This window comes from Phenylobacterium montanum, from assembly GCF_018135625.1.
GTDB classification, from domain to species: Bacteria; Pseudomonadota; Alphaproteobacteria; order Caulobacterales; family Caulobacteraceae; genus Poindextera; species Poindextera montana.
Window position 1 is genome coordinate 5383619 of the sequence record NZ_CP073078.1, and the last position, 21627, is coordinate 5405245.

A 21627-nucleotide genomic window follows, 5' to 3' on the forward strand; every position below is an offset into this window, starting at 1 on the left:
GTCCGACGCGCCTCGGAGCCCAGGTTCGGTATGAGCAAGAAAGTCCTGATCGTCGAGGACAACGAGCTGAACATGAAGCTGTTTCATGATCTGCTCGACGCCCAGGGCTATGAGACCTTGCAGACGCGCGAGGGCCTGCAGGCCCTGGCCCTGGCCCGGCAGCACCGCCCCGACCTGATTCTGATGGACATCCAGCTGCCCGAAATCTCCGGCCTCGAAGTCACCAAGTGGCTGAAGGAGGACGACGACCTCTCGCACATTCCGGTGGTGGCGGTGACCGCCTTCGCCATGAAGGGCGACGAGGAGCGCATTCGCGAAGGCGGATGTCAGGCCTATATCTCCAAGCCGATATCGGTGGCGCACTTCCTGGACACCATCCGCCGGTATCTGGGGTGATACGGCCATGACCGCGCGTATCCTGGTGGTCGACGACATCGAGGCCAACCTTCGCGTCCTCGAGGCCAAGCTGACGGCGGAGTATTATGAGGTGCTGCTGGCCGAGGACGGCCCTACGGCCCTGGCCATCGCCCAGTCGCAGCATCCCGACATCATCATCCTGGACGTGATGATGCCCGGCATGGACGGCTTCGAGGTCTGCCGTCGGCTGAAGGACGATCCGGCCACGCGGCACATTCCCGTGGTGCTGGTGACAGCGCTGGACGGGCGCAGCGACCGCATCACCGGGCTGGAGGCGGGGGCCGACGAGTTCCTCTCCAAGCCGATCGACGACGTCATGCTGTTCTCACGCGTGCGCAGCCTGACGCGGTTGAAGACGGTGATCGACGAATTGAGGGCGCGCGAGGCCAGCGGCCGCCGAATCGGCGTGATCGCCGGCGCCGCCGCGCGACTGGCCGGCACCGGCGGGCGCATCGTCATCTGCGACGACAACGAGCGCCAGGCCCGCAAGATCGCCGACGAGCTGTCGGCCGAGCATCGCCCGATCATCGAGAGCGACGCCGACCAGGCCCACCTGACCGCCCGCGGGCCGGTCGACCTTCTTATCGTCAACGCCAACGCCCGCCGGTTCGATGGCCTCAGGCTGGCCGCTCAGATCCGCTCGGACGAAGCCACCCGCCACCTGCCGATCCTGGCGGTGATCGATCCCGGCGAGCGGCCGCGCATGGTCAAGGCGCTGGAGATCGGCATCAATGACGTGCTGCCGCGCCCGATCGACGCCCAGGAACTGTCCGCGCGGGTGCGCACCCAGATCAAGCGCAAGCGCTACACCGACTTCCTGCGCAAGAACCTGGACCACTCGCTGGAGCTGGCGGTGACCGACCAGCTGACCGGTCTGCACAATCGCCGCTACATGACCGGCCAGCTTACCGCCCTGGTGGCCCGCGCCGCCCGCGGCGGCGATCCGGTGGGCGTGCTTCTGATCGACGTCGACCACTTCAAGAAGATCAACGACAGCTTCGGCCACGATGTCGGCGACGAAGTGCTGCGCGAGTTCGCCGTGCGTGTGGCGACCAATGTGCGGGCGGTCGATCTGCCGTGCCGATTCGGTGGCGAGGAATTCGTGGTGGTGATGCCCGGCACCCCCCTGGCGGCGGCCGAGCGCATAGCCGAGCGCATCCGCCTCCACGTCGGCGGCTCCCCCTTCCGGGTCGCCGGGGGCAAAGAACTGCTGACCGCGACCATCTCCATCGGGGTCGCCGCGACCATAGGCGAGGGCGACACGCCAGACGCCGTGCTCAAGCGCGCCGACGAGGCGCTGTACGAGGCCAAGGCCGCGGGCCGTAACAAGGTCGTCGCCCGCGCGGCCTAAAGTCTGGGCGGCGGCGCCCCAGGGTCGGGCAGCCCGCGAACGTATTGCTCTCCAGCAACATCACGTATCTGTACAGAAATACAGCCGACCATGTGCGGGTGCTATTCAACCTTACAGGGCTGTTCGGCGCGGCCTTCGGCTGCGCCAAGACTAAGCTTGATCGTCGGTCAGGAACCTGAGCGATGGCGGGCCGTTTTCGGTCGACTTGCCTTCGGCGCTGGCGTCGTTAGGGGGTTGGAATTGGCTGGGCGATTGCGGATGATGCTTGTCGCCAGGCCGCTCTCTGTTGGATGTTATTACAATTCATGAGCGTTACTGTGGACGAAGTCACCGCCAGGGAACGTATCGCGCTGCTGGCGCGCGACACGGCTGCGGACTTCAGCAATTTCCACCTGCTGCACTATCGCCATATCGACGGCTTCATGGTCACGGCCAAGAATTCCGGAACCCATTGGCTGAAATATCTGATCAGCAACGCGCTTGCGACCGAGCTCAACCTGCCGCGCCCGCGCTTCGCCAGCGGCAAGACGGCCAACGATTTCGTCGGCAATCCAAAGTGGCCGCACAAATACCCCCAGGCCCCGCGGATCGGCAGCTCGCACAACCTGCCGTCCTCGTTCCTCGGCCTGTGGCCGATCTTCCGTATGCTGAGATTGCCGCCGGTCGTGGTCCTGGTCCGCGACATTGAACAGGCCATGCTGTCCCACTATGTGAAATGGCGCGAAGAGTCCGGCCTCACCCTCAGCGACTACGTCCGGGTGCGGGCGCCGGGCCGAAAGGGCGTGGCGGATATCTGGTGGTACGTAGATTTCTTCAATCGCTGGGGCCGCTTCGCCAGCCGCTATCCCGACAGGATCCTGGTGATCCGCTACGAGGATGTCAGGGCCGACCCGACCCAGTGGCTGACGGCGGTGCTGAACCACTACAAGGTCAAGGTGGCGCCCAGTTCGATCGAAGCCGCCGTCCAGGCCTCGCAGCGCGAATCGATGCGGCGCGAACTCGATCCCAATGCCGGAGAGTTGATCATCCCGGCGGACCGCGATCGGGGCAGTGCGCGCTTTTCGGAGGAAGACCGGGCGGTGCTTCACGCCCTCCTGGCCAAGCACCTGAAATATTCGTTCGGCTATGACTATGCTGCGGAACAGTGGGTGGCGAGCCAGGCCCTCGCCTGACGGGGCGTTACTTTGACCCTGTCCCTGCGTCTTGGCCTGTGCGTGCTATGCCTCGCGCAGGCGGCGGCCCCAAGCAGCGCCGTCGCGGCGAGCGATGACCATCTGATCGCCATCAGCGAGACGGTGGTGGTCGACAGCCTGGAGCTGAAGCCGGACGCCCGCTTCAGCGATGTCTATGTAGTCACGGCGCCCAGCTATCGGCCAGATCGCTACGCCGCCGACCTGCCGCGGGCCGCCGCGGCGGTGTGCGGGCGGGTGGAGGTCGCGAAGTCGCCGCCGGGCGAGGCCAGGGTGCGCCGCTTCTTCGCCACCTTCGCCGGCAAGCCGGGCCAGCTCGACGACAGCCAGGTCGACACCGCGGTCGAGGACAACAATCCCGCCGACCTGTCGCAGGATGCCATGGAGCGCAGCGCCCGGTTCATGCGCGGCTGGCGGCAATATTGCGTGGACGCCGGCCACCCGGGCTGACCCGGCTTTCCATCAGGGGATCGGCTTGCCGTCCGCGTCCAGCACCTGAACCTTCAGCCCCAGCGCCTTCAGCCCCGGCTCGATCGCCTTGCGGTCGCCGGCGATGATCCAGGTCATGCGGTCGGGCTGCACCACCCGCTTGGCGGCCTTTTCCGCGTCCGCAGGCGTGATCGCCTCGATGCGGGCGGGCAGGGTGTCGAAATAGTCGTCGGCCAGGCCGTATGTGGCGATGGCGTCCAGGCTGCCAGCGACGGCCGCATTGGTCTCCCACTCGCCGGCCAGGGCGTTGACCATGCTGGCGTGGGCGAAGTCGGTCTCGGCCTGGGTGACGGGGCGCTCGCCGACGATCCCGGCCAATTCGCGCCGCACCTCGGCGAAGCTCTCGGCGGTCTTGTCGGTCTCGACCGGCGCATAGGCGATGAACAGGCCCGGGCCGCGGGCGTCGACGTCGAAGCTGCCGGCGCCATAGGCCCAGTGCTTGTCTTCGCGCAGGTTCATGTTCAGGCGCGAGTTGAAGGCGCCGCCCAGAGCTGTGTTCATCACCTTGATCGCCTGGTGGTCCGGATCGTTGCGCGGCGGGGCCGGGATCGCGGCCAGGATCACCGACTGCAGGGCGCCAGGCTTGTCCATCAGGAATACGCGCGGTTCCGCCGGCGGGCTGACCGGGGCGATGTTCTTGGCCGGGACCGGCGCGGGCTTCCAGGCGGCCAGGCGCGCCTCCAGCTTGGGCCTGATCTCGGCCAGGGTCGTGTCGCCGACCACGATCAGGGTGGCGGCGTTGGGCCTGAGCCAGGTCTGGTAGTCGCGGACCAGGTCCTCGCGGGTCAGGGCCGTGACCGAGGCCTCGTCGCCCAGGCCGTCCAGCGGCGCGGCATAGGCGTGGCCGGGGCCATAGACCAGCGGCGGCAGCACCCGCAGGGTCATCTGCACCGGATCGTCCTTGTCCTGCTGGATCTGGGCGATCTGCAGCGCCTTTTCCCGCTCGATATCGGCCTCGCGGAAGGCCGGGCGCAGTAGCACGTCAGCGAACAGGTCGAGGGCGGGATCCAGCCGCGCGGACAGGGCCGAGAGGTCGATCTCGCTGGTGTCGCGCCCGGCGCTGGCGCTCAAGGACGCGCCGAGTTCCGATAGCCTCGCGCTGATCTGCAGGGCGTCCAGCCTGTCGGTTCCGTCGGGCATCAGCCGCATGGTCAGGCCCGCCGCCCCGGCCTTGCCGCCCTGGTCCGAGGCGTAGCCGGCGTCCGCCACCAGATGCAGGCTGATGCTGGGATTGTCGTGCCGCTCGGCGACGATCAGCTTCAGGCCGTTGCTCAGCGTCGCCCGCTCGAACTTGACGAATTTCGGCGCCTTGATCGCCGCTGGCGCCGGCAGGGCCGAGCGGTCGGCGGGCTTGTCCGAGGCCTGGTAGTCGGGGAAGGGCGTCACCTGCAGGGTGAAGTCGCCGTCGCTCAGCCAGCGCTGGCCGGCGGCCTTCAGGTCGGCTGGCGTCGCCGCCTCGATCCGCGCCAGCCGGGTCTTGAAGGCGTCCGGCGAGCCTTCCAGGGTGTAGCCCGAGGCCAGAAGGTCGGACTTGCCGCCGAACCCGCCGACCCGCTGCAGGCCCTGGATGATCCCGGAAACCCGCGCGGTCTTGACGCGCTCGACCTCCTCCGCCGTCGGCCCGTCGCGCAGCAGGCGCGCCAGCTCCTCCCTGAACGCCTTGTCGAGCGTCTCCAGCGACACCCCCGGCTTTGCGGTCATCTCCACATCGAACAGGCTGGCGATCTCGCGCTCGTCGACCGTGGCCGAGACGTCGGTCGCGGTCTGGTCGGCATAGACCATGCGCTTGTAGAGCCGGGAGGTCTTGTCCCCCACCAGCACGTCGGACAGCAGCACCAAGTAGTCGTCGTCCGCCGATCCGACCTCGGGCGTGTTCCAGATCTTGTAGAGCCGGGCCAGGGGCACGCGGTCGCGCACGCTCGCCACCTGCGATCCGGTGCGCTTGGCGATCCAGACCTTCTGGTGGACCACCGGCGGGCCGGGCGGGATCTCGCCGAAATATTTCTCGACCTTGGCCTTGGCTTCCTCGGGCGTGATGTCGCCCGCCAGCACGATTACGGCGTTGGTCGGGCCATAGTATTTCGAGAACCAGTCCTTGACGTCCTTCACCGCCGCGGCGTCCAGGTCCTGCATCTCGCCGATCACGGTGTGGCTGTAGGGATGGCCGGCGGGCCAGACGCTCCGGGTGATGACGTCGTCCGAGATGGCGTAGGGCTGGTTCTCGTCCTGGCGCTTTTCGTTCTCGACTACGCCGCGCTGGGTGGTCAGGACCTTCTCGTCGAACTTGTCCAACAGGTGACCCATGCGGTCCGACTCCAGCCACAAGGTCATGTCCAGGGCCGCGGTCGGCACGGTCTCGAAGAAATTGGTGCGGTCGTAATAGGTGGTGCCGTTGATGTCGGTCCCGCCGACCCGCTCCATGGCTTTGAACCAGACCTGCGGATAGTTGGCGCTGCCGCCGAACATCAGGTGCTCGAACAGGTGGGCGAAGCCGGTGCGCCCCGGCGGCTCGTTCTTCGAGCCCGTGTGGTACCAGATGTTGACCGCGACGATCGGGGCCTTGTGGTCCTCGTGCACGATCAGGGTCAGGCCGTTGGCCAGGACGAACTTGCTGTAGGCGATGTCGGCGGAGGGCAGGGGCGCCAGGGCCGGCGGCGGGGCTGCGCTGGCAAGGCCCAGGCTCGCCAGGGAAAGGGCCGCTGCGCAACCCGCTGTCGCCAAGAACCGCTTCATCCCGTCACCTCCGCATCGCCGCTCTGACGGCGAGAGCACAGATTGCGACTCGGGATCAAGAATCAAAAAACGCCCGGCCTTGCGGACCGGGCGTCGAACGCGATCTGAAAGGCGATCAGCCTATTTGATCTTGCCTTCCTTGAATTCGACGTGCTTGCGCACGACCGGGTCGTACTTCTTGACCGTCATCTTTTCGGTCATGGTGCGGGCGTTCTTCTTGGTGACGTAGAAGTAGCCGGTGTCCGCGGTCGAGTTCAGGCGGATCTTGATCGAGGCGGGCTTAGCCATGACGTAACCTTTGCGGGGCGCGCGCCGTCGGGCCTGCGCCGGGAAATCCGAGAGGCGCGGAAAATACGCATTGCGCCCCGATTGTCAACGCTGGCTCGCTAGTCCAGCGCACGAATATGCGCCCGTCCCCGGCGATAGGTGAACAGGAACGGCTCCAGCCGCCCCTGCTCCAGCTTGGCCAGGCCCGCCAGCACCGCCTCGGTCACGTCCATCAGCGGCAATTGGGCCACCTCGTCCAGCGGTCGAAAGGCGAGGTCGGTCAGTTCGTGGCTGTCGGCGTGGCGGCCGTGGGCTTCGTCCCAGTCGGCCAGGAAAAAGCGGGCGTGAAAGCGGATCGGGCTGTTGGTCGGGGTGATCGCCCGGGCCATCAGGGTCAGGGCGGCGTGATCGGCCGGCAGGATCAGCCCGGTCTCCTCGGCCGTCTCGCGCAGAGCGGCGGCGGCCAGGGCCTCGGCCATGGCCGGAGGCGCGGCGCTGCGGCGCACGCTCGCCGGGTCCAATGGACGCGCCGCCGCCGTGGCCCAGTCTGCGCGGTCCAGCCGCCCGCCCGGAAAGACATAGACGTCGGGGGCGAAGCGCGACTTGACCGGCCGTCGTCCCATCAGCACCTCGAGCCGCCGTGCAGACCGGCGCACCAGCACAAGGCTGGCGGCGTGGCGGGGGCGGACCGGCCGGTCGGAGGCCGTCACAGGTGAGTCAGCCGGCGCGCGCCGCGCTGGAAGCGCATGAACGGCGCCGGGCGGCCCGGCTCGTCCAGCCGCTGGACCAGCTCCTGCAGCACGAAGCGGGTGATGTTGGGCAGGTCCAAGGCGCCGGTCTCCTCCAGCTCGACCCAGGCGATCTCGTCCAACTCGCCGCAGTCGGCCCGCCGCTCCAGGCTGACCAGCCGCTCGGCGTCGGCGACGAAGAAGCGGGCGTCGAAGCGCTTGGGCCGATAGGGCGGGGTGATGGCCCGGGCGATGAAGTCCAGCGCCTCCAGGTCGGCCGCCGCGCCGGCCTCCAGGAACTCGCGCCAGGGGCCGGCGCCGGGCCGCGGCGGGGCTGGCCGCGCCAGCAGGAGCCCGGTCTCTTCGAAGGTCTCGCGGATCGCGGTCAGGCCCAGGGCCCGCGCCCGGCGAGGCGGGGCGGTCTTCTCCAGCCGCGCCGCCACCTCGGGCTTCAGTTCGCTGGCGGCCGGCGCCGAAAAGTCGCTGCGGTCGATGCGCCCGCCTGGGAACACCCACTTGCCGGGCATGAAGTCGTGCCCGCCGTGTCGCCGGCCCATCAGCACCCGGGGCTTGGCGCCATCGCGCCGCACCACGATCAGCGTCGCCGCATCGCGCGGCCGCACGAGCTTGGCCCCGGCTTCGCGCATGGCCCCGTCGGAGCGGGGGTCGTAGTTCGGTTCGAGGATCGGATCGGCCATGAGGGGGAGTTTACGAGCGCTGGCGGGGGAGGAAAGATTGTCGTTGGGGAAGGGGGCGCGCCAATGCGGGGTTCGAGACGGCCGCTCGCGCGGCCTCCTCACCATGACGACTCTATTTCGGAGCCCAACAAACCCAGTCATGGTGAGGAGCGGCCCGCCAGGGCCGCGTCTCGAACCACGCAAAGGCGCTACCGTCGCCGCCCCGGCGGTCGCCTCGCCCCTCGCGCCCGCACCCCCAGCCTCGGCCGCGGGGCCTTCGGGTCCGGCGGTTCCGGCTCCGAAACCATTTCGAAGATCAGGCCGCCGGTGATCGGGGCGGCTTCGGTCAGGCGTATGGTCACCGGCGCGCCCAGCCGCCAGCGACGTCCGGAGCGCTCCCCGACCAGGGCATGGGCCTTGTCGTCGTGGATGAAGTATTCGTCGCCCAGGGTGGAGACGGGCGCCAGGCCGTCGGCCCCTGTCTCGGCCAGGCGCACGAACAGGCCGAAGCGGGTCACCCCGGTGATGCGGCCCTCGAACTCGGCCCCCACATGCCGTTCCATATAGGCGGCGATGTAGCGGTCGGTGGCGTCGCGCTCGGCGGCCATGGCCCGGCGCTCGGCCAGGGTGATGTGCTCGGCGGTCTCGCGCAGGCGGGCGATGTCGTAGTCTGAAAGGCCTTCCTCCCCCAGGCCCAGCGCCCGGATCAGGCCGCGGTGCACCACCAAGTCGGCATAGCGCCGGATCGGCGAGGTGAAATGGGCGTAGCGGTCCAGGTTCAGGCCGAAGTGGCCGATATTGTCGGGGCTGTAGTGGGCCTGCATCTGGGTGCGCAGCACCACCTCGTTGACGATTTCGGCGTGCGGCCCCGCGCGGGTCAGCTCCAAGAGCTTGTTGAAGCGGGTCGTGCGCGCCGCCTCGCCCTTGTTCCAGGCCATGCCGATGGTGGCCAGAAAGTCGCCCAGGTTCTGCAGCTTCTCCAGGCTGGGCGCGTCGTGGACACGGTAGATCAGCGGCGTGCGCTTCTGCTCCAGGGTCTCGGCGGCGCAGACATTGGCCTGCACCATCATCTCCTCGATCAGCTTGTGCGCCTCCAGGCTGGCGCGGGGCGTGATCGAGACCACCTCGCCCTCGGGGCTGATGACTATGCGCCGCTCGGTGCTTTCGATGTCCAGGGGCGAGCGCTTGTCGCGCCCCCGCTTCATCGTGCGGTACGCGGTCCAGAGCGGGGTGAGGACCCCGTCCATCAAGGGGCCGGTGGCGTCGTCGGGCCGCCCGTCGATCGCAGCCTGAGCCTGCTCGTAGGACAGTTTGGCCGCCGAGCGCATCAGGCCGCGCGCGAACCTGTGGCTCAGCTTGCGGCCGTCCTTGTCGAACACCATGCGTACGGCCAGGCACGCGCGGTTCTCGCCCTGGCGCAGGCTGCACAGGCCGTTTGACAGCCGCTCGGGCAGCATGGGCTCGACCCGGTCGGGGAAATAGACGCTATTGGCCTTCTCCCGCGCCTCGCGGTCCAGGGGCGAGCCGGGGCGGACGTAGGACGCCACGTCGGCGATCGCCACCCACACCACATGGCCGCCGGCATTGCCCGGTGCATCGTCGGCATGGGCGAAGACCGCGTCGTCATGGTCGCGGGCGTCGGCGGGGTCGATGGTGATCAGCGGCAGGTCGCGCAGATCCGTGCGCCCGCCCAGCTCGGGCGCCTGGCCGGCCTCGGCCTCCGCCTCGGCGGCGGCGGAAAAGCCGGTGGGGATGCCGTGGGCGTGGATGGCGATCAGCGAGGCGGCCCGGGGCTGGTCCTCGCGCCCCACCACCTCCAGCACCTTACCGCGCTTGGGGCCATAGCGCGTGTGGGCCGCGGCCGAGAAGCCTGAGATTTGGGCCAGCACCAGGTCGCCGTCCCTCAGTTCGCCCGCCTCGGCCTCGAACAGCACCAGGGTCTCGCGGCTCTTGCGGTCCACCGGCTCGACGCGGATCTCGCGGCGGGATTTGCGCACCACGCCCAGCACCTTGTGCGCGCTCTGGCCCAGGCGCTTGATCACCTTGGCTTCGAAGAGGCCGTCCGCCAGCCGCTCGAAGCGGACCAGCAGGCGGTCGCCCAGGCCCGGCGCCCCGGCCATGGCCTCGTGCGCGCCCGGCGCCAGCCTGACCGCTGGCGCGTCCTCGCCGCCCTTGGCCAGGCGGACATAGAGGTCGCCGTCGGCGTCGCGCTCGACCACGTCGACCACCCCCACCGGCGGCAGGGCGCCGGCCTCGGCGAAGCCCTTGCGGCCGCGCTTGCCCAAGACCCCCTCGGCTTCCAGCTGCTTGACCATCTGGCGCAGGGCGCGCCGGCCCTCGCCCTTCAGGCCGAAGGCCTTGGCCAGGTCGTTCTTGTCCGCCTCGCCCGCCTCGCGCAGGAAGCGCAGCAGGGTGTCGCGGTCGGGCAGCCCCTGGGGCGGGCGGCTGGTCGAGGTGGGGCGCGGTGCGCGCGGCTTGGCCATAGGCTCTCAATAGGCGCGTTCGAGGCGCGCGAAAATGGGCTCTATGCCGGCTCGGCGGCGGCGATCACCGGCGCGCGGCGGCCGGGCCAGAAGATGTTGACCGCCAGGCCGCTCATGATCAGGCCGGCTGCGGCCAGCTTCCAGGCGGGCAGGGGCTCGCCCAGCACCACGGCCGAGGCCGCCATGCCGAATACGGGGACCAAGAGGGCCATGGGCGTGACCGTCGCCGCCGGGTGCCGCGCCAGCAGCCATCCCCAGCAGGCATAGCCGAACAGGCTGTTGCCCACCGCCTGCCAGACCACGGCCGCCCAGGTCGCCGCGTCGGCATGGGCGAAGCCCTCGCGGATCGCCGGCCAGCCGTCGAAGGCCAGGGTCAGGGCGATCAGCGGCGGAAAGGCGAACAGGCTCGACCAGACCACATAGGCCAGCATGTTCACCCGCCCGCTGGCCCGCGAGACGATGTTCCCCCCGGCCCAACTCAGCGCCGCCAGCAGCGACAGGCCAAGGCCAACGGGCGTCGCCGCCCCGCCGCCGGCGTGGCTGAGGATCACGCCCAGCCCGCCGATGGCCAGGATCAGGGCCAGACCCTGGTGCGGCCGCACCTTCTCGCCGGTCAGGGCCATGGAGAGGCCGATGGTGAAGAACACCTGGGCCTGCATCACCAGCGAGGCCAGGCCCGGGGAGATCTGGCCCTTCATGGCGATGAACAACAGGCCGAACTGCCCGGCGCCGATCAGAAGCCCATAGCCGATCAGATGCCACCAGGGGACCTTCGGCCGCTTGATGAAAAAGATCGCCGGGGCAGTCACCAGCATGAAGCGCAGCGCGGCCAGGGTCAGCGGCGGCAGGTGCTGCAGGGCGATGCGGATGACCACGAAATTGGTCCCCCACACCGCCATCACCGCCAGCGCCAGCAGGAAGTGGCTGAGCGGCAGGGCGGCGGATCGATGGGTCATGGCGCAATAGGCGCCTTCGCCAAACGCTGCGACGCCGTCTCCTGAAGCTTGTTGATCGGTTCGGAAATAGGAACCCAGCCTGCAAGTCTCAACCGGCGCCGACTTGATCCAGGACAACGCATCCGTTGGGCGGTTCGGCAGCATCGCCCCGACAGTGGAGAGCCGCCATGGCGCAGATCGCCTTCCATTCCCTGGCCGAGAGCGCCTACCTCTGGACGGCGATGATGGTCGCCGACGAAAAGGGCGTCAGCCATGACCTCTCGCTCATCGAGGTCGGTTCGCCCGAGCACCTGAGGCTGCATCCGTTCGGCAAGATGCCGGTGATGCAGCATGGCGAGCTCTTCCTCTACGAGACCGCCGCCATCGCCCACTATGTCGACCGCGCCTTCGATGGCCCGCCGCTGCAGCCCGCCGACGCAGCGGGCCAGGCGCAGGTGATCCGCTGGATCAGCATCGTCAACGCCTACGTTTTCCCGGTGATGAACCGCTTCATGAAGGAGCGGCTGGTGCGGCCCGCCTGGGGCGCCGAGCCCGACCAGGCCTTCATCGCCTCGGCGCGCGAGCCCCTGGCGCTGCAGATGCGGCTGATCGGCGAGGCCGCCGGCGCCTTGGGCTATCTGGTCGGCGATCGCCTGACCCTGGCCGACTGCTTCCTGTTCCCGCACCTGCTGTTCTTCGGCCGCACGCCCGAGGGCGCGGCGATGCTGGAGCGCTCGCCCCAGGCCGCCGCCTGGCTGGCCCGCATGACCGCCCGGCCCAGCTATGTCGGCGGGGCGATGAGCCGGATGTACGAAGCCTTCGGCAGCCTGCCTCGGCCCAAGGGCCTGGCCTGGGCGGCGGATTGAACGCGGTGGACCTGCGGCGCTGAGGCTACGGTCCGCGCGCCAACCTATTCCGCCGCGGTCTTCTTCGCCGTCGGCTTCTTGGCCGCGGCCTTTTTCGGGGCAGCCTTTTTCGCCGGAGCCTTCTTCGCCGCCCCCGGCTTTTCCGCCTTGGGCTTGGCAGCCTTGCCCTTGGCCGGCTTCTTGCCGCCGCCCTTGGCTTCGCGTTCGGCCAGCAGGGCCACGGCTTCTTCCAGGGTCAGTTCCTGCGGGTCCTTGCCCCTGGGCACGTTGGCGTTGGTGCCGCCGTGCTTGATGTAGGGGCCGAAGCGACCGGCCAGGATCTTCACCGGCTCGCCGTCGGCCGGGTGGGCGCCCAGCTCCTTCAGCGCCGCAGCCCCGGCGCCGCGTGCGCCGCGGCCGCCGCCGGCGCGCTTTTCCGCCAGCACCGTCACCGCGCGGTTCAGCCCGACCTCGAACACCTCGTCGGCGGTCGGCAGGTTGGCGTAGGTGCCGTTGTGCTGCACGTAGGGGCCATAGCGGCCGATGCCGGCCAGGATCATGCCGCCGTCGTCCGGGTGGGCGCCCACCTCGCGCGGCAGGGACAGGAGGCGCAGGGCCTTTTCCAGGTCCATGCCCGCTGGCGGCCAGTCCTTGGGCAGGCTGGCGCGCTTGGGCTTCTCGCCGCCGGTCTCTTCGACGTAGGGGCCAAAGCGGCCGATGCGCAGCCACACGGCCTGGCCGGTGGCCGGGTTCTGGCCGAGTTCCCGGTCGCCGCTTTCAGCGGCCTCTTCCCCATCCGGCGCGGCGATCGGGCGTGTATAGCGGCATTCCGGATAGTTGGAGCAGCCGATGAAGGCGCCGAACTTGCCGGTCTTCAAGGACAGCCGCCCGGTGCCGCAGGTCGGGCACACGCGCGGGTCGGACCCATCGCCCTTGTCGGGGAAGATGTGCGGGCCGAGGGATTCGTTCAGCGCATCGAGGATGTTGGTGGTGCGAAGCTCGCCGATCTCGCCCACCTGGGCGGCGAAATCCTTCCAGAACTCGCGCAGCAGCGCCTTCCAGTCCAGCTCGCCGGCCGAGACCAGGTCCAGCTTCTCCTCCAGCGCCGCGGTGAAGTCGTATTCCACGTAGCGGCGGAAGAACTGCTCCAGGAAGGCGGTGACCAGCCGGCCCTTGTCCTCGGGGATGAACCGGTTCTTGTCCATCCGCACATAGGCGCGGTCTCTGAGCACGGTCAGGATCGAGGCGTAGGTGGAGGGGCGGCCGATGCCCAACTCCTCCATCTTCTTGACCAGTGAGGCTTCCGAATAGCGCGGCGGCGGCTCGGTGAAGTGCTGGTCGGCGCGGGCGGCCAGGACCTTGGCGTCGGCGCCTTCGCGGATCGCCGGCAGGCGCCCGCCGTCCTCGTCCGCCTCGTCGTCGCGGCCTTCCTCGTAGACGGCGAGGTAGCCGTCGAACAGCACCACCTGGCCAGTGGCGCGCAGGCCGGTCTTGCCGTCGGCGCTCTCCAGCTCGACCGTGGTCCGCTCGATCCTGGCGGATTCCATCTGCGAAGCGATCATCCGCTTCCAGATCAGCTCGTAGAGCCGGCCCAACTCGGGCTCCAGCCGCAGCGAGCCCGGGTTGCGCGACAGGCTGGTCGGGCGGATGGCCTCGTGGGCCTCCTGGGCGTTCTTGGCCTTGGTCTTGTAGATGCGCCCGCTCTCGGGGACGTATTCCTTGCCCCAGCGGCCGGCGATGACCTGGCGGGCCTCGTCGATGGCCTCGGGCGAGGACTGCACCCCGTCGGTCCGCATATAGGTGATCAGGCCGACGGTCTCGCCGCCGATGTCGACGCCTTCATACAGCCTCTGCGCCGCCTGCATGGTGCGCTGGGCCGAGAAGCCCAGCTTGCGCGCGGCCTCCTGCTGCAGGGTCGAGGTGGTGAAGGGCGGCGGCGGCGAGCGCCGGCCCGGCTTCTTCTCCACCGAGGCGACCTTGAAGCTGGCCGCCTCGACCGCAGCCTTGGCGGCCGTCGCGTCCACTTCGTTCGAAAGGTCGAACTTGGAGAGCTTCTTGCCTTGGTGCTTGACCAGGCGGGCCAGGAACGGGTCGGTCCCGGCGGTCACGTCGGCGTCGACGGTCCAGTATTCCTGGGTCTTGAAGCGCTCGATCTCGATCTCGCGATCGACGACCAGGCGCAGGGCCACCGACTGGACCCGGCCCGCCGAGCGCGCGCCCGGCAGCTTGCGCCACAGGACCGGCGACAGGGTGAAGCCCACCAGATAGTCCAGGGCCCGGCGCGCCAGATAGGCGTCGACCAGCTCCATGTCGATGTCGCGCGGGTGCTTCATCGCCTCGGTGACGGCCGACTTGGTGATGGCGTTGAACACCACCCGCTCGACCGTGGCGCCCTTGACCGCCTTCTTGCGGTTCAGGACTTCCAAGACGTGCCAGCTGATCGCCTCGCCCTCGCGATCCGGGTCGGTGGCCAGGATCAGGCGGTCGGCGCCCTTCAGCGCGTCGGCGATGTCGGAAAGCCGCTTGGCCGCCTTGGCCTCGACCTCCCAGGTCATGGCGAAGTCGTCGTCGGGCTGCACCGACCCGTCCTTGGACGGCAGGTCGCGGACGTGGCCATAGCTGGCCAGGACCGTGTAGCCGGAGCCCAGGTACTTGTTGATGGTCTTGGCCTTGGCCGGACTCTCGACGACGACGACGTTCATGCGTTCGATCTATAGGGGAGGAAAGAATTACGCCGCAACAGCCGAAGGTTCGCGCGGCGGGGGAAATTGGGGAGGCGGGGCGGCCCTGTCAACCGAAGAAGGCTGCGGCAGTGGCTCAGGACAGGTCGCCCGAGGCCACCAGGCCCCCGGCCAACAGCTCCGCCCGGCCGGCCAGGGCCAGCTCCATCAGGGCGGCATAGACCCGCGGCGCAGGGGCGCCCGTGCTGCGCACCAGCTCGTCGCGCGGGGTCGGCGTGGGCGAGAGCAGGGCGGCGATACGCTCGACAAGGGCCGCGTCCGGCTCCTCGAAGCCGGCCGGGTCGTAGGGCGAAGGGCCAGGCTCGCGCAGACGCGGCGCGTGCTCGATGGCCCGCAGCACGTCCTCGATCCCCTCGCACAGGGCCGCGCCCTGGCGGATCAGGTCGTTGGTCCCCTTGGCGCGCGGGTCCAGGGGCGAGCCGGGCACGGCCAGGACGTCGCGGCCCTGCTCCGCGGCCAGGCGGGCGGTGATCAGGCTGCCGGACCTCAGTTCGGCCTCGACCACCACCACCGCCAGGGACAGGCCGGAGATCAGCCGGTTGCGGCGGGGGAAGTCCTTGGCCTGGGCCCGCTGGCCCGGCGCGCTCTCGCTGACGATGGCGCCGCGCTCGGCCAGGCGCTGGTAGAGGCCGGCGTGCTCGGGGGGATAGATGTCGTCGATCCCGCCGCCCAGCACGGCGACGGTTCCGGTCTCCAGCGCCCCCTCGTGGGCCGCGCCATCGACCCCACGGGCCATGCCCGACACCACCACCAACCCCTCGGCCCCGGCCGCCCGGGCGAGGTCGCGGGCGAAGCGCTGGCCGGCCGCCGAGGCGATCCGCGCGCCGACGACCGCGATGGCGCGGCGCTGCAGAAGGGCCGGATCGCCCATCACCCAGATCACCGGCGGCGGCGGGTCCAGCGCCGCCAGCATGGGCGGGAAGGCGGGCTCGGCGCCGATCAAAAGCCGCGCGCCCAGCCGCTCGCCGGCCTCGATCTCGCGCTCGGCCTCGGCGGGCGAGGGGATGCGGGGCGGCGTCATCCGCCCGCCGCGCCGCGCCAGTTCCGGCAGGGCGTCTAGCGCCCGGGCCGGCGAGCCGAACCGGCGCAGCAGCTGCGTGAAGGTGACCGGCCCCACGGTCTCGGTGCGGGCCAGCCTCAGCCAGTCGCGACGCTCGGCGGCGGAGACCTCGGACGCGCTCATTCCGCCTGGGCGGCCTCGGCGGCCTTCTTGGCCCCGATCTTCGGCTCCTGGCCCTTGAGCAGGCGGGCGATGTTCTCGTGGTGGCGGATATAGATCAGCACCGCCAGGAACACCGCCATCACCACCACCGGATAGCCGGAATGCAGGGCCAGGGCGAACAGCGGGGCCAGGGCCGCCGCGGCAAGGGCGCCCAGGGACGAGATGCGGAAGATCACCGCCACGGCGATCCAGGTGGCGCCGGCCAACAGGCCCACCGGCCAGGCTACGGCGAACAGGGTGCCGAAGAAGGTCGCCACCCCTTTGCCGCCCTTGAAGCCCAGCCAGACCGGGAAGCAGTGGCCCAGGAACGCCGCCGCGCCGGCCATGGACGCCGCCGCCAGGGGATCGGCGCCGGGAGCGATCCGGTCGATGAAGAACCGCGCCAGAAGCGCCGCCACCGCCGCCTTGCCGCCGTCGCCCAGAAGGGTGATCAGGGCCAGGTCGCGCCGGCCGGTCCTCAGCACGTTGGTCGCGCCGATATTGCCCGAGCCCACCTTGCGGATGTCGCCAGCGCCGCCCAGGCGGGTGGCGATCAGGCCGAACGGGATCGAACCCAGGAGATAGCCGCCCAGCAATACGACTGCGATCGCGACCGGTGTCAGTCCAGCCGGCATGGAATCCCCCTTCAAAGCCCTTGACCGGTTTCATCTCATGCGTTCGACGGGCGTGGAAGGGGCGACTTGCGTAGTGCGCCGGCTGCGGCCAAGCTCGGGCGGGGTTGGGGGATGCTCGCATGAAACCGATCTGGCCGGCGGCCGTAGGGCTCGCGGCGATGGCGCTGGCGGCGTTTGCGGCGGCCGAGACGGCATCGGGCGACTGGCTGTACCCGGCTGGCGTTCGGGGCGCGGCCGCCAAGGCCGACGCCAAGGCGCTGCGTCGTCTGCCGGGCTCCAAGGCCGGCTTCACCGACGCCCAGCTGGGCGACCTTGGCCACGCAGTCGACTGGCGGCCCGCCGAGCACCCACCCATGCCGCCTGCGGTGGCCGAGGGGCAGGGGCCAGCCGGCGCCTGCGGCTATTGCCACCTGCCGGACGGCGCCGGGCGGCCGGAGAACGCCTCCCTGGCGGGCCTCCCGGCCGACTACATCCGCCGCCAGGTCGCCGACTTCGCTTCGGGCGCACGCGCCAAGGGCTCCGCCTTCCGCCCGATCCAGCTGATGACCGACACGGCCCAGGGCGTCGATCCCAAGGCGGCGGCCCAGGCCGCCGACTATTACAGCCGCCTGAAGTTCACCGCCCATGTCCGGGTGGTCGAGGCCGACAGGATCCCGCCCTTCGTCGCCGAACACTTCGTCTATGGCTTCGGCAAGGGGACGCGGGTCCCGCTGGGCCAGCGCATCCTCGAAGGGCCGGACTCGATGCAGCGGTTCGAGTTGCGCGACAGCCATGTCGGCTTCGTCGCCTATGTGCCCAAGGGCGCGATCGCCCGCGGCGCGGCCCTGGCGGCCCCTTGCTCCGCCTGCCACGGCGTGGGCCTCAAGGGCGGCCTGGGACCGCCCCTGGCCGGCCGCTCGCCGACCTACATCGCCCGCCAGCTGTTCGCCTTCCGCACCGGGACGCGCAGCAACCCTGAAGCCGCGCCGATGCGCGCTACGGCTGGCGGATTGAACGACACCCAGATCATCGACCTGGCCGCCTATGCGGGGAGCCTCAGACCTTAGGCGTCGCCCCTTTCCGATCGGATATTCGGCGTCCGCTCGATTCGATCGGTATCAATTTACCGATTTGGGCGGACTCTCCATGGCCATGAGCATACAATGCGTTGCATCACCGGCAGCGGCCTTTCGGGCGCCGGTGGCTGAGAGAGACCCCAGTCCGCTCCCGCCTCAATGTGCGAAGGAGCCGACTATGCGGGTGTTCAGCCTGTACGCTCACCGAGTCTATTCGATCGTTCCGGATCTGGTCCTCGATGTCGTCGACGATTTCGATCAGGCCCGCCATCTGGCGCATCAGATATTGCGGCAGCCACCCGTTCCATTGGCGGTTGAGGTGCGGGAGGACGCGCGATTGCTGTTCAGCTTGGATCGGAACGGGGTCTCATGGCCGGCCCGAGGAGAAACCGTCCAATCCCCAGCGGGATTGGAGCCCGACCAGCTGCTGTAGCGCCAAGCCTCACCCCAGCCCGCCCAGGCACACATATTTCAGCGACTGGTAGTCGGCCAGGCCATGGGCCGAGCCCTCGCGGCCGTAGCCGCTCTCCTTGACCCCGCCGAAGGGAGCGTATTCGCTGGAGATGGCGCCTTCGTTGACCCCCACCAAGCCGCTCTGCAGCCGGCCGGCCACGCGCCAGATGCGCTTCTGGTCGCGGGTGCAGAAGTAGGACGCCAGGCCGAACGGGGTGTCGTTGGCCAGGGCCACCGCCTCGTCCTCGGTGGAAAACCGCGCCAGCGGCAGGACCGGGCCGAAGATCTCTTCGCAACTGCCGCGCATGTCCGCCGGCATGTCGGCTAGGACCGTAGGCTGGAAGAAGCTCGGTCCCGCCGCATGGCGCGCGCCGCCGACCAGCACCTTGGCGCCCTGGGCCTTGGCTTCGCCCACCAGGCGCTCGACCTTCTCGATGGCGCGCGCGTTGATCAGCGGGCCGATGTCGAAGGCGCCGTCCTGGGCTGCGCCCACGGTCAGCTTGCCGACGGCGGCGGCCATGCGCTCGGCCAGGGCGTCATATATGCCGTCCTGCACCAGCACCCGGTTGGCGGCGATGCAGGCCTGGCCGGCGTTCCTGAACTTGGCCTTCATCAGGGCGTCGACGGCGATGTCCAGGTCGGCGTCGTCGAACACGATGAAGGGGGCGTCGCCGCCCAGCTCCATCGACAGGCGCTTGAGGGTGTCGGCCGACCCCTTGGCCAGCAGTTTGCCCACCGGAGTCGAGCCGGTGAAGGAGACCTTGCGCACGCGGCTGTCGGCCAGCCAGACGCTGGAGATCGCCGGCGTGCGCTCGCGGCTGGCGGGGATGATGTTGATCACGCCTTTCGGGATGCCGGCCTCCTCGGCCAGGGCCACCAGGGCTAGGGCCGACAGCGGGGTGTCCTCGGCCGGCTTGGCCACGACCGTGCAGCCCGCGGCCAGGGCCGGGCCGAACTTCCTGGCGATCATGGCCATGGGGAAGTTCCAGGGGGTGATCACCGCCGCCACGCCCACCGGCTCGCGCACCGCCAGCATCTTGCGGCCGGCGATCGGCTCGGGGATCACGTCGCCGTTCTCGTGCTTGATGGCCTCGGCGAACCACTCGATGTAGCCGGCGCCATAGGCGATCTCGCCCCTGGCCTCGGCCACCGGCTTGCCCATCTCCCAGGCCATCAGCCGGGCCAGGTCGTCGGCGTTTTTGTTGATCAGGTCGAACCAGGCGCGCAGCAGCGTCGAGCGCTGTTTGGCGGTGGTCTCGCGCCAGGAGGCGAAGGCGGCGTGGGCCGCGTCCACCGCCTGGGCCGCCAGCTCCGGCCCGCCATCGACGCAGGCGGTGATCAGGGCGCCGTCAGCCGGATTGACCACGTCGAAGCGCTGGCCGGATGGGTCGTCGATCCAGCGGCCGTCGATGAAGGCGCCGGTCCTGATCAGGTCCAGGCGGCTGATGCCCAGGGGGTTGGCCGCCGGGCGCTCCAGGGTCGCGGTCGTGGTCATGCGGGCGCTCCGATGATGGGGGATTGGGTCTTTGATATAGGAACCGAACGCGTCATCAGCCGAACCGGTCCTTCAGTTCGAAGCCGGCCAGGGCGCCGGCGAGGTAGAGCTTGCGCAGGCCCGGCAGGGGAAACCGCGGCGGCGGCCGGCGCATGAAGCCGGGCAGGGCGGGCGTGTCCAGCCCCGCCGCGAGCCGAGCCAGCTGGGTGCCGGTCTCGCTGCCCATGGAGACACCCGAGCCGTGATAGGCGCAGCCCATCAGGATGGTCTGGTCCTCCTCCAGCGCGCCGCAATGGGGCGCGAGGTCCGCCGAAAGATCGACTAGGCCGCGCCAGAAATGAGTGATCTCGACGTGGCGCCAGGCCGGGAACATGGTGTGGAACTCCGCCGTCAGCCGCGCGCGGAAGGATCGCGCCGAGGCGTCGCTTCCGCCCAGGCCGCCGCGCCCGCCGAACAGGAAGCGGCCGTCGGGCAACAGGCGGAAATAGTGCAAGAGGGCGCGGCTGTCGTCGACCGCCTGGGTCGAGGTCCAGCCCTGGGCGGCCTGCTCCTGAGCCGTCAGGGGGCGCGTTGCGATGATGTTCGACAGGACCGGCAGCACCCGTCCGCCGATCTGGGGATTGATCTGCTCGGGCGGATAGCCGCCGGTGGCGACGATCACCTTCCTGGCCACGACCGAGCCCGTCGCCGTCTCCAGCCGGTGGGCCTGGCCCTCGCGCCGCCAGCTAGTGACGGCGCTGTGCTCGAACAGCCTGGCGCCGTGGCGGGCGGCCGAGGCGGCGAGGCCGCGCACATAGTTCAGGGGATGCAGGCCGAAGCCCACCGGCTCGCGCAGGCCGCCGACGAAGCCGGCGGAAAGGCCGCGCTCGACCAGGGCCTCAGCGCTGAGGAGTTCGCGCTCGTGGCCGGTCAGCGCCAGGATCTCCTCGCGCTCGACCTTCTGCTCGGCGAAGGCCCTGGGGCTGTGGGCCATGGTCAGCTCGCCCCCGGGCTGCGGCTCCGCCTCGATCGCCTCGTCGCGCAGGACGCCGGCGACCCGCTCGACCGCGGCCAGGGTCAAGGCGTGATAGCGCCTCGCCTCGTCCGCGCCCCAGCGCTTGGCCATGGCGGCCAGCCCCAGCTTGTCGCCGCCCGGCACGCAGAAGCCGCCGTTGCGGCCCGAGGCGCCCCAGCCGATCGGCCCGGCCTCCAGCGCCACGGCCCCGATCCCATGCTCGCGGGCCAGGTGCAGGGCGGCGGAAAGGCCGGTGAAACCGGCGCCGATGATGGCGACCTCGGCTTGGATATCGCCCTCCAGGCGGGGGAAATCCCGCCCCGGCCGGGCGGTCGTCCGCCACAGGCTGTCGACCTCCGTCAGGTCATAGGTGTCGCCGTCATAGAGGGCCATGGGCTCAGAGCGCCTTGTCCAGCACCACGAACTCCAGGCCCGCCACCCTTGGCGTACCGAAGCGGGCGTCGTCGTACGGGAACGGCTTGCGCGCCCCAGTCAGCCGATAGCCGCGCCGTTCGTACCAGGCGATCAGGGTGTCGCGCAGGTGCACGACGGTCATCTCGGTCCGCCTGGCCCCGAGCGCCGCGGCGTGCGCCTCGGCCGCCTCCAGCATGGCCCGCCCGACGCCGCCGGCCTGCAGGCCGGGCTTGACCGTGATCATGCCCAGATAGGCGTAGCCCTCGTCGATGTGCGGCTCGACCATGGCGCAGGCCAGGATGTCGCCGCCGGCCTCCCGGCGCAGCAGGAGCAGGCTCGGCGTAGGCGTCGCCGCAAGCTCCTCGGCCAGCAGGGCGAGGCTGGTCCGCTGCCCGTCGATATAGCTGGCCTCGGTGGTCCAGCCGGCTTCAGCGCCCTCGCCGCGATAGGCGGAGTTGACCAGCTCGACCACGGCCGGCAGGTCGGCGTCAGTGGCGGGTGCGATGACGAAGTCGGGCATGTTT

The 21627-nt window shown here is 69.9% G+C and carries 19 protein-coding genes; 7 read left to right on the top strand and 12 right to left on the bottom strand.

The window, feature by feature from the left end; genetic code table 11:
• Positions 1-30: 30 nt before the first annotated feature.
• The 4 genes from KCG34_RS24670 to KCG34_RS24685 all read left to right on the top strand — a co-directional run bounded on the left by KCG34_RS24670 (position 31) and on the right by KCG34_RS24685 (position 3408).
• Positions 31-396 carry a response regulator gene (locus KCG34_RS24670; RefSeq protein ID WP_211938233.1) on the top strand — a complete coding sequence of 122 codons (366 nt, stop codon included), beginning with the start codon at positions 31-33 and terminating at the stop codon, positions 394-396.
• 7 nt (positions 397-403) lie between these two features.
• A complete protein-coding gene (locus KCG34_RS24675) occupies positions 404-1768 on the top strand; it encodes a PleD family two-component system response regulator (protein WP_211938234.1) in 1365 nt (454 codons plus the stop codon).
• Between the two features lie 317 nt (positions 1769-2085).
• On the top strand, positions 2086-2940 hold the full coding sequence (locus tag KCG34_RS24680; RefSeq protein WP_211938235.1) for a sulfotransferase domain-containing protein: 855 nt from the start codon (positions 2086-2088) through the stop codon (positions 2938-2940).
• Between the two features lie 12 nt (positions 2941-2952).
• A complete protein-coding gene (locus KCG34_RS24685; protein WP_211938236.1) occupies positions 2953-3408 on the top strand; it encodes a hypothetical protein in 456 nt (151 codons plus the stop codon).
• A 12-nt stretch (positions 3409-3420) separates the two neighbouring features.
• Here the strand turns inward: KCG34_RS24685 and KCG34_RS24690 are convergent, their stop codons facing one another.
• The 6 genes from KCG34_RS24690 to KCG34_RS24715 all read right to left on the bottom strand — a co-directional run bounded on the left by KCG34_RS24690 (position 3421) and on the right by KCG34_RS24715 (position 11291).
• Complete coding sequence (locus KCG34_RS24690; RefSeq protein ID WP_211938237.1) at positions 3421-6180, bottom strand: M16 family metallopeptidase; 2760 nt, start codon at positions 6178-6180, stop codon at positions 3421-3423.
• Between the two features lie 120 nt (positions 6181-6300).
• Positions 6301-6468, bottom strand: a complete 168-nt coding sequence (gene rpmG, locus KCG34_RS24695; protein ID WP_211938238.1) for a 50S ribosomal protein L33 — start codon at positions 6466-6468, stop codon at positions 6301-6303.
• Between the two features lie 98 nt (positions 6469-6566).
• The gene (locus KCG34_RS24700) at positions 6567-7157 is read right to left on the bottom strand and encodes an NUDIX domain-containing protein (protein WP_211938239.1); all 591 of its coding nucleotides are present in this window, start codon (positions 7155-7157) and stop codon (positions 6567-6569) included.
• The gene (locus tag KCG34_RS24705; protein WP_211938240.1) at positions 7154-7873 is read right to left on the bottom strand and encodes an NUDIX hydrolase; all 720 of its coding nucleotides are present in this window, start codon (positions 7871-7873) and stop codon (positions 7154-7156) included. The genes KCG34_RS24700 and KCG34_RS24705 overlap by 4 nt, the downstream gene beginning before the upstream one ends.
• Positions 7874-8061: 188 nt before the next feature.
• Complete coding sequence (gene rnr, locus KCG34_RS24710) at positions 8062-10335, bottom strand: ribonuclease R (protein WP_211938241.1); 2274 nt, start codon at positions 10333-10335, stop codon at positions 8062-8064.
• 41 nt (positions 10336-10376) lie between these two features.
• Entirely contained in the window at positions 10377-11291 is a 915-nt protein-coding gene (locus KCG34_RS24715; protein ID WP_211938242.1) for an EamA family transporter, read from the bottom strand.
• 167 nt (positions 11292-11458) lie between these two features.
• On the opposite strand from KCG34_RS24715, the gene KCG34_RS24720 reads away from it, so the two are divergent.
• A complete protein-coding gene (locus KCG34_RS24720; RefSeq protein WP_211938243.1) occupies positions 11459-12136 on the top strand; it encodes a glutathione S-transferase family protein in 678 nt (225 codons plus the stop codon).
• Between the two features lie 44 nt (positions 12137-12180).
• Here KCG34_RS24720 and topA read toward each other — a convergent pair whose 3' ends face one another.
• The 3 genes from topA to plsY all read right to left on the bottom strand — a co-directional run bounded on the left by topA (position 12181) and on the right by plsY (position 16692).
• Positions 12181-14817 (bottom strand): type I DNA topoisomerase, encoded by a 2637-nt coding sequence (gene topA / locus KCG34_RS24725; protein ID WP_211938244.1) that lies wholly within the window; start codon positions 14815-14817, stop codon positions 12181-12183.
• Positions 14818-14932: 115 nt separating this feature from the next.
• A complete protein-coding gene (gene dprA / locus KCG34_RS24730) occupies positions 14933-16039 on the bottom strand; it encodes a DNA-processing protein DprA (protein ID WP_211938245.1) in 1107 nt (368 codons plus the stop codon).
• The gene (gene plsY / locus KCG34_RS24735) at positions 16036-16692 is read right to left on the bottom strand and encodes a glycerol-3-phosphate 1-O-acyltransferase PlsY (RefSeq protein WP_211938246.1); all 657 of its coding nucleotides are present in this window, start codon (positions 16690-16692) and stop codon (positions 16036-16038) included. Before plsY ends, dprA begins: the two co-directional genes overlap by 4 nt.
• A gap of 119 nt (positions 16693-16811) precedes the next feature.
• Between plsY and KCG34_RS24740 the strand changes: the two genes are divergently transcribed.
• Together KCG34_RS24740 and KCG34_RS24745 are read left to right on the top strand one after the other, a co-directional pair.
• Positions 16812-17738: a c-type cytochrome gene (locus tag KCG34_RS24740; protein WP_211938247.1), complete on the top strand. Its 927-nt coding sequence runs from the start codon at positions 16812-16814 to the stop codon at positions 17736-17738.
• 187 nt (positions 17739-17925) lie between these two features.
• Positions 17926-18180 carry a hypothetical protein gene (locus KCG34_RS24745; RefSeq protein ID WP_211938248.1) on the top strand — a complete coding sequence of 85 codons (255 nt, stop codon included), beginning with the start codon at positions 17926-17928 and terminating at the stop codon, positions 18178-18180.
• Positions 18181-18189: 9 nt separating this feature from the next.
• Here the strand turns inward: KCG34_RS24745 and KCG34_RS24750 are convergent, their stop codons facing one another.
• The 3 genes from KCG34_RS24750 to KCG34_RS24760 are packed head-to-tail and all read right to left on the bottom strand — an operon-like array spanning position 18190 to position 21623.
• Positions 18190-19695: an NAD-dependent succinate-semialdehyde dehydrogenase gene (locus tag KCG34_RS24750; RefSeq protein ID WP_211938249.1), complete on the bottom strand. Its 1506-nt coding sequence runs from the start codon at positions 19693-19695 to the stop codon at positions 18190-18192.
• Between the two features lie 55 nt (positions 19696-19750).
• Complete coding sequence (locus tag KCG34_RS24755) at positions 19751-21082, bottom strand: NAD(P)/FAD-dependent oxidoreductase (protein ID WP_211938250.1); 1332 nt, start codon at positions 21080-21082, stop codon at positions 19751-19753.
• 4 nt (positions 21083-21086) lie between these two features.
• Positions 21087-21623 carry a GNAT family N-acetyltransferase gene (locus KCG34_RS24760; RefSeq protein WP_211938251.1) on the bottom strand — a complete coding sequence of 179 codons (537 nt, stop codon included), beginning with the start codon at positions 21621-21623 and terminating at the stop codon, positions 21087-21089.
• Between the last annotated feature and the right edge of the window lie 4 nt (positions 21624-21627).

Bases quoted from the DNA above. Each gene is read 5' to 3' on its own strand.
- KCG34_RS24670 (WP_211938233.1), top strand. From the start codon at position 31: ATGAGCAAGAAAGTCCTGATCGTCGAGGACAACGAGCTGAACATGAAG.
- KCG34_RS24675 (WP_211938234.1), top strand. From the start codon at position 404: ATGACCGCGCGTATCCTGGTGGTCGACGACATCGAGGCCAACCTTCGC.
- KCG34_RS24690 (WP_211938237.1), bottom strand. From the start codon at position 6,180: ATGAAGCGGTTCTTGGCGACAGCGGGTTGCGCAGCGGCCCTTTCCCTG.
- rpmG (WP_211938238.1), bottom strand. From the start codon at position 6,468: ATGGCTAAGCCCGCCTCGATCAAGATCCGCCTGAACTCGACCGCGGAC.
- KCG34_RS24705 (WP_211938240.1), bottom strand. From the start codon at position 7,873: ATGGCCGATCCGATCCTCGAACCGAACTACGACCCCCGCTCCGACGGG.
- rnr (WP_211938241.1), bottom strand. From the start codon at position 10,335: ATGGCCAAGCCGCGCGCACCGCGCCCCACCTCGACCAGCCGCCCGCCC.
- KCG34_RS24715 (WP_211938242.1), bottom strand. From the start codon at position 11,291: ATGACCCATCGATCCGCCGCCCTGCCGCTCAGCCACTTCCTGCTGGCG.
- KCG34_RS24720 (WP_211938243.1), top strand. From the start codon at position 11,459: ATGGCGCAGATCGCCTTCCATTCCCTGGCCGAGAGCGCCTACCTCTGG.
- topA (WP_211938244.1), bottom strand. From the start codon at position 14,817: ATGAACGTCGTCGTCGTCGAGAGTCCGGCCAAGGCCAAGACCATCAAC.
- dprA (WP_211938245.1), bottom strand. From the start codon at position 16,039: ATGAGCGCGTCCGAGGTCTCCGCCGCCGAGCGTCGCGACTGGCTGAGG.
- plsY (WP_211938246.1), bottom strand. From the start codon at position 16,692: ATGCCGGCTGGACTGACACCGGTCGCGATCGCAGTCGTATTGCTGGGC.
- KCG34_RS24740 (WP_211938247.1), top strand. From the start codon at position 16,812: ATGAAACCGATCTGGCCGGCGGCCGTAGGGCTCGCGGCGATGGCGCTG.
- KCG34_RS24745 (WP_211938248.1), top strand. From the start codon at position 17,926: ATGCGGGTGTTCAGCCTGTACGCTCACCGAGTCTATTCGATCGTTCCG.
- KCG34_RS24750 (WP_211938249.1), bottom strand. From the start codon at position 19,695: ATGACCACGACCGCGACCCTGGAGCGCCCGGCGGCCAACCCCCTGGGC.
- KCG34_RS24755 (WP_211938250.1), bottom strand. From the start codon at position 21,082: ATGGCCCTCTATGACGGCGACACCTATGACCTGACGGAGGTCGACAGC.
- KCG34_RS24760 (WP_211938251.1), bottom strand. From the start codon at position 21,623: ATGCCCGACTTCGTCATCGCACCCGCCACTGACGCCGACCTGCCGGCC.